The organism is Butyricimonas muris (assembly GCF_046365375.1).
In the GTDB taxonomy this organism is placed as follows: domain Bacteria; phylum Bacteroidota; class Bacteroidia; order Bacteroidales; family Marinifilaceae; genus Butyricimonas; species Butyricimonas muris.
Genome location: NZ_JBKEIT010000001.1, coordinates 77,896 through 92,414 on the forward strand (window position 1 = coordinate 77,896; position 14,519 = coordinate 92,414).

Sequence of the window (14,519 nt, forward strand, 5' to 3'; positions counted from 1 at the left end):
TGTTAAAAAAAAGAGGCTTATGCCTCTTTTTTTTAGTTTATAAGGTTTGTAAAGTTCATAAGGTTCATAAGGTTTTGTGTCTACGGCAGCGTGGGCTGCCGTTAAACTCTGTCCGAAGGACACCTGTTACTTTATAAACTTTATGAACTCATTTGGTATCCCTTTTTACAGTCAGTACCCTTTTCGTTGCGGGAGAGACTTTGTACCGGTCGTCGATGCGGTGGCCTACTACCCAGATAATGTCTTTGCCGGATTGGAGGATGAGGCATTCTTTTTTCTGTTTGGCACTGAATTTCAGGTCAGTGAAGAAGTCACTCAGTTTTTTCTTGCTGCGTTTCATGCCGAGAGGACAGAACCAATCGCCTGTTGACCAGTGGCGTAAGACTAGGGGATATGTGATTTTGTCGAGGTCGAAGCATCCGATTTCGGAATCTTGTGGGACTTGGAATGAATCGTCAATCTCTTGTTCCCCGAGCGTGAAAGTGTAATCGTCGAGGTGATATTCCCCGCTGTCTGCCAGAAGCGTGCGTTCTTCTTCTTTTTCCAGAATGTTGAAAAGCCGCCAGTACACTCTGCCTTTCGTGAGCAGGTATTCTCCCGCTTCGAATTGCTTGCCGGGGATGGCTTCGTTGCTATGGAGTATATCTTCTATTTGGGTGGCGTTGAACCCGTAAGGTCTTAGAAATTCGAACAGGAACGTGTAGGGGGCGGGCGATGCCATTGTCTTTTGGATGTCAATAAGTATTTCGCCGTTTTCTTCACTGACGATGTTTGCTTTCAGGCAGTCGATGCCGTACTTGTAGATTTGTTCCACCTCTTTCAGCGTGTTGCAATTTTCCTGCACGGTGTTGAGGAAGGAAGGATTGATTTCCTTGCAGACGGGAATAATCAGGTGGCGGATTTTATTCCGCACGTAATCGAGGGAATTGTTCGTCGAGTCGGTACGGTAACCGAGCTGGTTTTGCTCTATGTACGCGATAATCTCTTCCCGCGAGCGGGACAGGAGAGGACGCAGTATTTTATCCTTGACGGGACGAATACCCGTTAATCCTTTTATTCCGGTTCCGCGGCATATATTAATGAAGAGTGTTTCTGCCAAATCGTCGGCATGGTGTCCCACGACGATGTAATCCATTTTTTTCTTCAGCCGCATTTCCTCGAACCACGCGTAGCGTAATTCCCGTGCCGCCATTTCTATGCTGATGCCTTTTTTCTGGGCGTATTCCCGCGTTTCAAAACGTTTCACGCTCATGGGAATCCCGTAAGTTTCACAAAAGCGTTTCACGAATTGCTCGTCCATATTGGATTCCTTGCCCCGGAGATTGAAATTGCAGTGCAAGGCGTGTATTCTTAAATTCAAGTACTTGAACGCGTGAAGCAGTGTGATGGAATCGGCACCACCGCTGACGGTGATGATGAATCCCGCTTTTTCATCAATATCATGTTCCTTCAGGAATTTTTTTATCGTGTCCAACATAACCTTTCCATTTAATGATTCCCCTAAAATTAGCCATTTTTCCCGACATTCAAATAACGAGGGCGGATTTTTTTCTTGCATGGCAAGTTTTTTACCAGAAACGTTGTTTGCCGTCCTGTATGGTGAAAACGCGTTCTTCTTTGCCAGTTGTGTGGTTTTGAAGCCAATAGACCGCGTTGGAAGGAACCGCGTCAAACTCGATTTCATATCCCTCGGCTATTTTGCTGCCAAGCGATTGCCAACCGTCCCGGTCAAAGTAAAAAAGTTCGTACTCGTTGCCGGGATAGATGCCGTTCGCGTCGTTCCGGGGCAAGTAATGCATTTCCGAGATACTGACGGGTTCGCCGAAATCAATCATGAACTGTCGGGAAAGACGCCCGTAGCTGAGGGCGTTACCGTCAAAGATGTTGTCTGTCCTTGAACTTTCGCCGATCGGATCGATGCCTTTTCCCCGGATGACATTCCCCTTATTATCCTTGAAGGTCCACTCGGAGAGTTCTGCCATTTTCGTGTGGTCGAACAGCCAGTAACGGTATTTTTGTGTCGTGTCCACGGGAACGATTACCGGGTACATGTTAGGGTTCCGGTCTACGCTATACACGAGTCGGGAAGTTTTGAACGAGGCATCGTTGGAACATCTGAAATTAGCTCCGACGAGCGCGTTGCCATGATATACCTTATTACTGTGTAACGGGTATTTTCGGGTGAGTTTTACGGTCTGCAAGTGTGCTTTGTCCGGTTGTAAAGAGGTGGTTGTGCCATTTGCGCGGAGAATGAAAGGATAAGAAAAGTTCTTCTGGAGATCGTTTTCAAAATGGACGGGGAAATAAATGATGTTTCGCCCGAGATCACGGAAGACCGCCTTATTTCGTTTTACTTTACCCCAATCAACGATGCGCAGTTGGCGATCGTTGAAAATGGCGAGATAGGCGTGGTGTATCGAATGGCGGCGACCGGGAATATCCGCTTTCACGGTCACGTCGGATGTCGCTTGATATTTACGGGTAACATCCCGGTTAAACGGGTCGCGGAAAAAAGGTGGAATGTATTCATCCCCTTCGGGTTTCGGAATTTCATTCACGGCGTAAGTGCGACGGAATACTTTCGGGGCGTTTTTGGTTTCCAGTTGCCCGTGCAATATATCCAGTTTCTTGGGATCGATGACTACCGTCCACTCGTGAAAACCGTTCATGTCCGCCCAGCAAGGCACGTGGTCAATGGCTGCGGGAATACCCGCCATGCGGAATGCCAGTAATTCCAGTCGGCTGGTAAATACACATTCCGAGATGGTGAATGGAATGTTTGCCACGGAACCCGTGTTGGTTTTGTAGGACAAGGTATGGTCGCTGACTTGTTTGCTGATGTTGTAGACGGAGAATTTGCGGTCGTCGAAGTATTGTATAGCTTCCCGTATGTATTTTTCCTGTTCCGGGGCAAGTGAATCCCGCCAGTAATCCAACGTTTCGTTGCCGATACGATAGGGAAGAAGGTATTCCAGAAAGTCCTTGAAAGATATTCCTTCCAGCCACGGGCGGGTAGTCCATTGTTCAAATGCTTTGTCTATATTATATATAAGGTAATCCGCTTGCACGTGCTTGATGTCCGCTTCTATTTGTAGTTGCTGGCGTGAACGTGAGTAACGGGCGGGTTGCATGAGAATCACTTTTTTTAACAGGTAATCTTGTATCGTCGTGTCGACTATTTGCTTGAAATCCTGAAGAAATTGCCCGCTATAAGAGAAATGTTCCGGCATGTTTTCTATAAGAAATAGGGCTGCTTGCAGTTTTAGACTGTCTTCGGGATTTTGGGAATAGTGTTTCAGTACTTTTTCCAGTTCCGCCCGGTTGGCTTCACTGGCTTGCAAAGCATACTCCAAGTGCGGGGATGTATCCCGGCAAGAACAAAATATGATACAAGAAAGAGTTGTAATCAAGCAGATATATTTCATTATCAAAACGGTTTTCTTAATTATGAGGCAAAAGTAGGTATAATTTGAGGAATATCATTAAAGGTTCGTTTATTGACGCTCAAAAATAGTAATAATCACACACAAATACCAAAATTAGTGTTTTTTTATTTCTTGCTTATTATCATGGTAATACGGGAATAATTACAACGATACGGATAATCTTGGATTCTCTCGAAACAGACTATTAATAAACGAAGGTTTATTTCCATTCCGCTGCTAGATGGCGGAAGGCTTGAAATTCACGTGGGATTGGTACATATGACAGAGGATAGAGATAAGATAATTGCACGGTTATATTGCAAATTGAAACCTGAATTGCGTGTCTACGCTGCCCGATATTGTCCGGAAGAAGCGGAGGATATCGTTCATCAGGCATTCGTGAACGGGTATGCCCGTATTGTGGCCGAACGGAATGAGGCGGAACAGCGTTCGTATCTTTATTCCACGGTGAAGAACCTGTGCCTTAATTTCCTGCGTAACGTTCGTCCCGTTTACACGGAAACACCGCCGGAGTTGATGACTGAGTTCGCGGTTATCGATACGCATGACTACATGTACGAGTTGATCGCCCGTTTACCCAAGAAAGAACGGCGGATTCTTGAATTGGCCTTACAGGGATATTCCACGAAAGAGATTGCAGAACAGATTGATATGGAGTACAACACGGTACGGCATTATAAAAAGGAAGCCTACGCTAAAATTCGTCAGGCATTGAAAAATGAAATTTGATTTTATTTTTGTCCGAAAAGAGATTGCTGCTTGATATTTTGCTATTTTTGTGACGTTAGGTGTTTGTTTACTAAGAATTAAAAATGATATAAAGTGGATAGCAAGGATCGGTTTAGTGATGCTCGTGTCCCCGAGTTGATGAAGAAAGCCCGGATGGGTTGGTGGGAGGCGGATTTTAAAAGACAATGCTACGTGTGTTCCGAGTTCATTCGTGATTTGTTTGGCTTGGGAGAAGACGGCGTTATCAGTTTCGAGGATTTTCGGGGTTTCATTCGGGAGGATTACCGTTTGCGCACGGTAAATGAATTTGTTTTCGGTAAAACTCAGAACGTGTATGATCAAGTGTACCCGGTGGAAATTCACGGTGAAATTATCTGGCTTCGGGTTAAACTGTGTACCAAGGAGGTGGATGAAGAGGGGGGCATGAGAACTTTTGGCTTCATGGAATGTCTGGATGTACCGGAAAGTATGGACACGAGTACTACTGCCTTGCAACGGGTGAATAACCTGTTTGTGCAGCAAAACAGTATATCCCGTTCTTTATTATCCTTGTTGCGTTCGGACGACTTGAGCGGTGTCGTGAACAAGATTCTGGGAGATATCATGCAATATTACCCGGAGGGATGTACCTATATCATAGAGTACGATTGGGAAAAGAAAACACAGACTTGCAGTTACGAGGCGGGAAGTTACAAGTCTTTCAAGAAAAAAGATTACATGGAGGATTTCCCCATGTGTGAAATACCTTGGTGGACGGAGCAACTGGCACAAAAAGCATCCCCTATTATTTTGACAAACTTGGACGAATTGCCGGAAGAAGCTACAGCTGAGAAAACGCGTCTCATGGAACAAGGGGTGAAATCTTGCATGGTTGTCCCGATGATATCCAGAAACGGGGTGTCCGGGTACGCGGGTGTGGATATATTGGATAAACCCCACGTGTGGAGAAACGAGGATTACCAGTGGTTTGCCTCTTTGGTAAATATCGTGGGTATTTGCATGGAGTTCCGGAAGTCCGAGATTAAAGCTCAGGTGGAGAAAGAATACTTGGATAATCTATATCGCCATATGCCGGTGGGATACGTGCGGATGCGAATGGTGTACGATGAACAAGGGCGGGTGAAAGATTATCGCTTTATAGACTCTAATAATATGGCCCGTTACTTGTACAATCTCAAAGACGAGCGATGGATCGGCAGACTGGCAAGTGAAGTGGACGAAGAAGATATACAAGAGCATATAGCTGACTTGGAAAGCGTGGTGAAAGGAGAAGGTCCGAGAGAGATAAATTACTACCGGTCGGGAGTCGATAAATATTTTCATTCCGTGATGTATTCTCCTTGCAAGGATGAAGTGGTGCTGATGTTCTCCGACATGACAGATACTTTCAAGGCTCACGAGGCGTTGGACCGGAGTGAACGGTTATTACGGAACATATACAAGAATATTCCCGTGGCTATCGAATTGTACAACAGAAACGGGATTCTCGAGGACGTGAATGACAAAGACTTGGAAATATTCGGTTTGGACTCGAAAGAAGCTGTTCTAGGCATTAACCTGTTTAAAAATCCGATGGTTCCCGAGGAGGTGAAAGATAAATTGAGGAGAAGGGAAAGTGCCGATTTTTCGATAGATTACGACTTTTCCAAAATTGGTGAAATGTATCAAACTTCCAAGACAGGTATCCTCAATTTATTGACGCGAGTAACCACGCTTTATGATGCCGCGGGTAACTTGACAAATTATCTTTTGATTAGCGTGGATCGGACGGAAGCGACAAAAGCGTATAACCAGATCAAAGAATTTAAAGATTTCTTCACGTTGGTCGGTGATTATGCCAAGGTAGGATACGCCCATTTCAACGTGTTGACAAGAGAGGGGTATGCGTTGGATAGCTGGTACCGGAACGTGGGAGAGGAACGAGGAACCTCGTTACAGCAGATTATTCGGGTACACGGTCATTTCCACCCGGAAGATCGTGCCGTGGTACTTGATTTCTGGGATAAAGTGATACGGGGCGAAATGTCGTACATCCGTAAAGATGTCAGGGTATTAAGGGAAGACGGCAGTTACACGTGGACTTGCGTGAACGTGCTTGTGCGGGATTATCGTCCACAAGACGGTATGATCGAGATGATATGCATCAATTACGATATCACGGATTTGAAGGAAACCGAGATGAAATTGATTAAGGCAAGGGATCGGGCGGAAGAGTCTGATCGGTTGAAATCTGCTTTCCTCGCGAACATGAGTCACGAGATTCGTACCCCGTTGAATGCTATCGTCGGGTTCTCCAATTTGCTGGCTTACGCGCAGGATGAGTCGGAAAAGCAACAGTATATCAGTATCGTGGAGGAGAACAATGAACTGCTTCTGCAATTGATTTCCGATATATTGGATTTGTCCAAGATAGAAGCGGGTACTTTCGAGATGGTGTGCGGTGATATCGAGATAAATCCCTTGTGCGAGGACGTGGTGGCTTCCCTGCAAGTCAAGGTTCCGGCGGGTGTTGTACTCCGTTTTGAGCCTTGTCCGGAGAATTGTCATATATATAGTGATAAGAATCGTATTCACCAGATTATATCCAATTTCGTGAATAATGCTTTTAAGTTCACCTCTTCGGGCGAGATCGTGGTCAGTTGCCGGAGAATAGGCAAAGAGATAGAGTTTGCCGTTCGGGATACGGGAATTGGTATTGAACCGGAAAAACAGAAAAACATATTCGATCGTTTCGTGAAGTTGAACACCTTTGTTCACGGCACTGGATTGGGACTTTCTATTTGCAAGAGTATTGTCGAGCAATTGGGCGGTCGCATCGGGGTGGAATCGGAACCGGGCAAAGGTTCCCGTTTCTGGTTTACTCATGCAGTAAGTCAATAAAAATGCGTACTTTTTAGAAAATCTAGTATCCCCGCGGAAAGCCGGGAGCAAGTAGCTATGTCTGCTATGATACTGACTTGCCCGTGTTTACCTGTTATATGCCAAGGGGAACGCTTCCCGTTTAATCTTTTCGTTTTTTCGTGTTATTAGTTAATGTGTGTTAAAAGTGGCGTTTTTGTTCATACATTTTTCTTTCTGATGTGTATCATGTTTAGAAAGACGAAATAGATAATGGAAGAACTGAAGAAATTAATAACAAAAGATATTTTTGATTGCTTGTCGGGGGAAGATGCCCGGCGGTTGGAGGAGATACGGGCAAGATTGAATATCAGCGACGAGGACTACCGGCAGATGAAAGCGAGAGCAACAAGCCGGGAATTACACGAGCGAATCGTGAACGCGAGGAAACGTCCCCGTCGGTTCATGGTAGTGGCACGTTATGCGGCGATTCTGATATTGCCGTTAGCGATAGCCGTGTATTTCCTGTTAGATAAAGAGAAACAATCTCCCGCGGTAGTTGTGGCACAAGTTGAAAAAACTTTACCGGCACCGGAGCGCAAGCAACCCCGGTTGATTCTGGATGACGGGAAAGTGGTGAATCTGGGTCGTGAGGTCAAGGAGGAACAAATCACGCTTCATGCCGTGAACCGGGGAAACGAATTGGCATACGAGAAGAATCAAGTAGTGGAAGAAGAGGAAACGCTCGTTTACAATACCGTGGAAGTACCTAAAGGCGGTGAATATCATGTTTCTTTGGCTGACGGTACAAGAGTGTGGTTTAACGAGGAAACACGGTTAAGGTTCCCGGTAACCTTCGCCGGGGCAACCCGTGATATTTATTTGGAGAGAGGCGAGATTTACTTGGAGGTGGAGAAGGACGACCGGCATCCTTTTATCGTTCACACGGGAAACGGCGATATCCGGGTGTTGGGTACACATTTTAACGTGAAGGCTTCATCCGGTCGGGTGATTGAAACAACGCTGGTGGAAGGACGGGTGGAAGTGAGCCGTGACGGGACGAGCGTTATATTGAAACCTTTCCAGCAAGCGGTAGCCGGAGACGTGATAAACGTGGTGGACGTCACGGATATGGATGCCATTATCTCGTGGAAAGACAATATGTTTTATTTCCGGGACGTGGAGTTGGAGCAGATATTGGATAAGTTGGCGAATTGGTACGGTTTCAACGTGTTTTACGAGAATCCGGACGCCAAGCGGGAGAAATATTTCGTGAGCATTGACAAATACGCCCAAGTCGATAAGATTTTGGATGTGATTTCAGAAGTCGGTAACGTGAAATTTAAAATAAACGAGAAAACAGTGATTGTGTATAAATAAAGGAAAAGCGAGTGCTACCAACACCCGCTCTGTCCTAATGCCCGAAGAGGCATTAATGTTAAATTCTAATTTACAAATGTATGAAAAAAATGTCTGATTTCTGGGGAAGTCATGTCAAAAAAATTCCCCTCCAAGGTTTGTTATGTCTTTTAGTCTTGTGTTTTAGCTTTCCGCTTTTTGCACAGCAAACGGGAAAAGCGATAGACATTAACGTGAAAGATGCAACCGTGAAAGAAATCTTGGAAATTATCAAGAAGCATGATTATCGTTTGGTGTATTCCACGGCAGTGATTGATGCCTGCAAGAAGAAGGTGACGATGAACTTGAAAAAAGCCACCGTTTCACAAGTGCTTGACGAGGCTTTCAAGGATACGGAGCTGTCTTACAAGGTGGAAGGAAATCTGATCACGATCAAAGAGGTGCAGAAAGATAAGTCAATCGTGGCGAAAGGTGTCGTGAAGGACGAGCAGGGGCAACCTGTTCCCGGAGTTTCCGTGATTATCAAGGGAACCGTGACGGGTACCGCTACTGATGCAAATGGTAATTTTCAGATTAAAGTTTCCGAGAATAGCGTGTTGCTTTTCTCTTTCGTCGGGATGGAGGCAAAATCTGTGCTAGTCGAGTCAGATGCCCCGATAACGGTGGTGATGAAGGAGGTTGTGAATGAAATGGATGAGGTGGTTATTACCGGTTATCAAGTGTTGAAGAAAAGAGAATCGACTTCATCTATTGTCACGTTGAAAGCAGAAGATTTTATAGAGCCTGTAGGTTCTTCACTTGATCAAATGTTACAGGGTAAAGTTCCGGGAATGTCTGTAATGCAAATGACATCAACAGTAGGTGCTGCTCCTAAAATTCGTATTCGTGGTTCGTCTACCGTGATAGGTAATCGTGAACCGGTTTGGGTATTGGATGGAGTTGTCTTGACAGATCCTGTTCCGCTGGATGCAACGGATTTGAATAGTATGGATCAAGTGAATTTAATTGGTAATGCTATTTCTGGGTTAAATCCTGAAGATATTGAGCGTATTGATGTCTTGAAAGATGCTTCTGCAACGGCACTTTACGGGACAAAGGCATCTAACGGTGTGATTGTGATTACGACTAAACGGGGAAAACCGGGTGCTCCGGCTATACGTTACAGTACATCTATGAATTTTGTAGAACGTCCGAGTTATGATGGGTTGTTTATGATGAATTCAAAAGATAGGATTGAAGTGTCGGAAGAAATACATAAACGAGGCTTACAATTTGTCGGATTTTCACCTACTGATGTAGGATATGAGGGTGCTTTGTATCGTTTATGGAATGATCAAATTGATATGAATCAATTCAATAAAGAGGTGAAATCGATGAAAGAATTGAATACGGATTGGTTTGATCTTTTATTCCGTAATTCTTTTAGTCAATCTCATACATTGTCTGTTTCTGGAGGAAGCGAACGAGCTAGCTATTATTTTTCTGCAGGTTATTCCAATCAACGGGGAGCTCAATTGCAAGAACAAGGAGAACGTTTTAGCTTCATGTCAAATATCGATTTTAAAATATCTGACCGTTTTAATGTGTCTGTAGGTTTAAGTGCCAATACTAATACTACGGATCGCCCCACACAGGATTTATTTAATTATGCTTACACAACATCTCGTGCATTGCCTGCATATCACGAAGATGGAAGTCTTTATTTTTACGGAAATTATGGCGTTTCTGTTTTTGGAGATGGGCAAATTGTTTTGGATTATAATGTGTTTAATGAATTGCAGCATTCTGGAAATACACAATCTGTTCGTGGTATTACAACAAATGTTAGTTTAGATTATAAATTTTCAACTTGGTTATCGGCAAATGCTGTATTGTCTTATAATACCAGTTCTGCAAAATCCGAGGTTTATTATGATGAGCAGACTTACCAAGTATCGACATATCGAATGTTGCCATACGGGTATGATAAAAGTCTTATGCGAGATGATTGGTTGTTGGATTTGAGAAATATTCATTGTAAAATACCCTATGGTGGTATTTTGCAGTCGAGTAATGATGTGAATGATTCATTTACAGGACGTTTTTCCGTGAGTATGAATAAGTTGTTTAGGGATGTCCATAGTATATCCTTTACAGCAGGAATTGATATGACAAGTGTAAAATATGAAGGTTATAAACGAGAAGAATGGGGATATTTACCAGAACGAGGAAAGCAATTTGTCACTTTGGAAAATTTAGATGATTGGAAAGCTGCTTCTTTGGCAATGCAAAAAATGAAGCCAGTAATTACTGATAAAACAACGAATAATTTTTCTTATTACGGAACTGCATCCTATAGTTATCGGGGAAAATATGTTGTGAGTGCCAATGTACGGGGAGAAGGTTCGAATAAATTAGGAGAAAATGCTCGTTTTTTGCCGATATGGTCTTTTTCCGGTCGTTGGAATGTGACGGATGAACCTTTTATGGATCCATTGTTGAATGTTATTTCGAGTTTTAATATTCGTTCTTCTTATGGTATTCAAGCTAATGTAACGGATGATCATAATCCGAATTTGATAGCTAGTTTGGGAACGTTGAATTCCAATTCAGAAGAATATGCCTCTACTGTGTTACAGTTGCCTAACCGGGATTTGAAATGGGAGAAAACTTATTCTTTTAATCTAGGTCTTGATTTTAGTTTGTTTAAAGGTGCGCTTTCCGGAGCTTTTGATGTTTATAAAAGAACAAGTAAAGATCAGTTGATGTCGGTCGAGATCACTTCAACTAACGGGGGAAAGATTGTGACTATTAATGGTGGTGATTTAACCAATAAAGGATGGGATCTTTCTTTAGTGGCGACTCCTATCAAAACGAAAAATTTTGAATGGCGTTTGACTTTTAACACGGCTAAAGTATATAATGAAGTTGCTAATGCCGTGGAACGTTCTAGTACCTATGGAGATTATTTAAGTGGTTCAATTGTAAAAAATGGCTACGCTTTGAATTCTTTTTATTCTTATATGTTTGATGGATTGGATGGAAATGGATTACCGAAATTTAAAGGAGTGAAAGATTATGATGAAAATGGAAATGTAGTAATTCAGACCCGTGAACAAGCTTTAGCTTCAGCACTTAAATACAGCGGAAAACGAGAACCGGATGTGTCTGGAGGTTTGTCAATGTCTTTCCGTTATAAAAATTTATCTCTTAACACGATGTTTAATATATCGTTGGGTAATAAAATTCGTTTGAATGATTTGTATGCAGGTGATAATTTTAAATTACCTTATCCCGCACAGAACATGGGATCTGATTTCGTGAATCGTTGGAAAAATCCGGGGGATGAAGAACGTACTAATATTCCTGTTTTATCAGATGAGTTAATCACGATTTATAGCCAAAATCCAGATAATAAGGGGGATTTTATGGTAAATCATTATTCGGAAGTCGGTGCTAATTATTGGCAAATGTATAATAATAGTGACTTACGAGTGGTATCGGGTAATTTTCTACGTTGCCGTTCCATATCCATGTCTTATTCATTACCAACCGATATTGTGCGGAAGTTATATTTGAAATCTTTGTCGGTGAGCTTGGGGGTAACGAATCCGTTTGTTATTAAGCCTAAAGGATTACAGGGGCGAGATCCTGAACAGGTTACATTGGGATCTGGAACTATTCCTCCCCAACACAATTATTCTTTAATGCTAAATGTGACTTTCTAAATTGATAAAATATGAAAATAGGTATATATATATTGCCTCTCGTGTGTTTGTTCGTGGCATGTAGTGATTTTCTGGATTACAAGGATAATGATAAAATTATCCCTTCAGAATTGATCGAGTATAATGAATTAATATATGGAGAATTGATCGATAAAAGTTCTAGTTCTACTTGTTACAACCTTTTAATCATGAGCGATGACGTGGGGAGTTGGGTAAAAGGAAACTCATCAGATGAGCGGATTCGATATAAGAATTGGTATAGTTGGGCGAAAGAAACCCAAATCACGCCAGATGGGGATGAGATGATAGATCCTGCATGGGAATTTTTATATCACAAAATACTAATGTGTAACGTGATTGAAAATGATGTTAGTGTAATAGAAGATGATCTAGAGGGCGTGAAATATCGTTTATTGGGAGAAGTACAAGCTATTCGAGCGATGTCTTACTGGTATTTAGTGAATATGTACGGTGAACCATATCGAAGTGCGGAACAGGCGAAAACAGCCATGGGAGTCCCAGTAAATAAAGAAATTAGTATTCTGGATAAGATATATGAACGGGAATCTTTGTCGACTATATACGAGTTAATTGAAGAAAATTTGAAATCCGCACTAGTTAATTTAGGGAAAGGTGAGCAGAAGAATACGATATTCCGTCCGAATAAAGATATTGTCCGTCTCTTTTTGTCTAGGATTTACTTGGAACAAAAGCGTTATGGAGATGTGATAACGGTTTGCAATGATTTATTGGAGGAAACAAACAAATCTATATTACCTCTTGAGAAAATGACCGGGAATAATTATAGTAATGAACATCCTGTGATATCAAGAGATGGTGGAAATTTATTGTTTTCTTGGTGGAATCGTGATGCTGTTTCTGGTTTTAATAGTAATTCTTATAGCATTGGAAAATATTGTGTCTCTCCTGATTTGAAAAATATGATTAAACAAAATCCTGATGATGTTCGAGGAAATTCTTATGTTTATTGGGATTATGATGGGGCTGTATTATATAAGTTTAGTGAATCAAATTCGAAATGTTACAGAATGTGTTATCGCATAGAAGAAGCGTATTTTAATAGAGCAGAGGCATATATTTATACTGATCAGCGTGATTTGGCTATGCAGGATTTGACTCAAGTTTACAAACAGCGAGTGAAAGGGGAGGAGCCAAAATTAGAAGCAAGTGTAGATGAAGCGGCTATTGAAATTTTGAGGAATGAGAAACGAAAAGAGTTTTGTTTTGAAGACATACGTTGGTTTGATATTAGACGTTGGGGATTACCTGTAGAACATCAATACCAAGATATTAATGATGAAAATGAATATCAAACTTTTGTATTGGAAGCCGAAAGTCCAAATTATATTTTGCCTCTGCCGTTGGATATTCAACGGCGTAACGAGAAGATAGAGCAAGTGGTGAGAGTTGAAACTATTGTAAAAAAATAAGTTTGCTGTTATGAAAAAATATTTGTTATTATCTATATTATTGGGTGGTGCCCTCTTATCCGCTTGTTTTGATGAAGACAAAATTCATGCGGATTTAGGAACTTATAAAAGAGCTTATGATACCACGTCGACAGATCCTGTGTGGAAATATGTATCGCAATACTATTATAAATATGGGAAATTATTTATAACAGATCCGGATAGTTCTGATTATTTATTTAATTTCCAATATAAATTTGGTTTAAAAGTTGAACAGACAACGCAAAATACGGAACATTTATTGAAATGTATTCAGTTTGTCAACGAAATGCTATTGGACGGATTCTCGGATGATTTTAAAAAAACATATTTCCCGTATAGTATTATTTTGGCTAAATCTATTGTGTATACGGGAGGATTGACTCCAATGGATAAAGATATTTATTGTACGAAATATCATGTATCTTTAAAAGTAAATGAGGATGTTTTGAAGATGACGGAAGTAGAAAAAGAAGAACTTTCTGCTAAATGGAATTTAGGTTTTTTATTGGATTTTTGTGCTGCATATGGAAGTGGGTTTGTAATTCCGGAGGATTTTTATGCCGTGAGTAAAGAATTTCGTGGGCGTTATCAAGGTGCTCAATTGCCCAAGGAAGAATGGTATGAACGAGGATTTCTTACAGGTATTGTAGTTGATCACTATCAGCCTTGGTGGAGTACTGATCCTAATGATGGATATGATTATACTGATTTTCCTATTTATGATGATACTGATTTTAAATATTTTTTCACGGGAATGCTTACTATACCTAGCGAAGAATTGCAAGAAATTGCAACAAAGTATCCAAGGGTAAAAGCCCGGTTGGATATTATTGATGCAGAATTGCAAAAAATTGGTATTGATTATAAGAATATGGGGTATAAAGCTAAGAATTAATTATATAGTTCAGGTGGAATCTAAATTCCACCTGAAATTTGCTCTCTTCAAAATGATACATTTATATTGTTTA

Annotated in this window: 8 protein-coding genes; 6 read left to right on the forward strand and 2 right to left on the reverse strand. The window is 41.6% G+C overall.

Annotated elements, in window-relative coordinates; all coding sequences use genetic code 11:
- Positions 1–148: 148 nt before the first annotated feature.
- Positions 149–1,558 (reverse strand): tRNA lysidine(34) synthetase TilS, encoded by a 1,410-nt coding sequence (tilS, locus tag ACK8P8_RS00335; protein ID WP_369859922.1) that lies wholly within the window; start codon positions 1,556–1,558, stop codon positions 149–151.
- Positions 1,559–1,568: 10 nt separating this feature from the next.
- On the reverse strand, positions 1,569–3,425 hold the full coding sequence (locus tag ACK8P8_RS00340; RefSeq protein WP_369859923.1) for a hypothetical protein: 1,857 nt from the start codon (positions 3,423–3,425) through the stop codon (positions 1,569–1,571).
- A 279-nt stretch (positions 3,426–3,704) separates the two neighbouring features.
- Between ACK8P8_RS00340 and ACK8P8_RS00345 the strand changes: the two genes are divergently transcribed.
- The 6 genes from ACK8P8_RS00345 to ACK8P8_RS00370 all read left to right on the forward strand — a co-directional run bounded on the left by ACK8P8_RS00345 (position 3,705) and on the right by ACK8P8_RS00370 (position 14,446).
- On the forward strand, positions 3,705–4,175 hold the full coding sequence (locus ACK8P8_RS00345; RefSeq protein ID WP_369860159.1) for an RNA polymerase sigma factor: 471 nt from the start codon (positions 3,705–3,707) through the stop codon (positions 4,173–4,175).
- Positions 4,176–4,268: 93 nt separating this feature from the next.
- Complete coding sequence (locus tag ACK8P8_RS00350) at positions 4,269–7,055, forward strand: sensor histidine kinase (RefSeq protein WP_369859924.1); 2,787 nt, start codon at positions 4,269–4,271, stop codon at positions 7,053–7,055.
- A 231-nt stretch (positions 7,056–7,286) separates the two neighbouring features.
- Entirely contained in the window at positions 7,287–8,393 is a 1,107-nt protein-coding gene (locus ACK8P8_RS00355; protein ID WP_369859925.1) for a FecR family protein, read from the forward strand.
- Between the two features lie 80 nt (positions 8,394–8,473).
- Positions 8,474–12,079 (forward strand): SusC/RagA family TonB-linked outer membrane protein, encoded by a 3,606-nt coding sequence (locus tag ACK8P8_RS00360; protein ID WP_227215577.1) that lies wholly within the window; start codon positions 8,474–8,476, stop codon positions 12,077–12,079.
- An 11-nt stretch (positions 12,080–12,090) separates the two neighbouring features.
- Complete coding sequence (locus ACK8P8_RS00365; protein ID WP_227215578.1) at positions 12,091–13,530, forward strand: RagB/SusD family nutrient uptake outer membrane protein; 1,440 nt, start codon at positions 12,091–12,093, stop codon at positions 13,528–13,530.
- Positions 13,531–13,540: 10 nt separating this feature from the next.
- Positions 13,541–14,446, forward strand: a complete 906-nt coding sequence (locus tag ACK8P8_RS00370; protein ID WP_410025400.1) for a hypothetical protein — start codon at positions 13,541–13,543, stop codon at positions 14,444–14,446.
- The last annotated feature ends 73 nt before the right edge of the window (positions 14,447–14,519 follow it).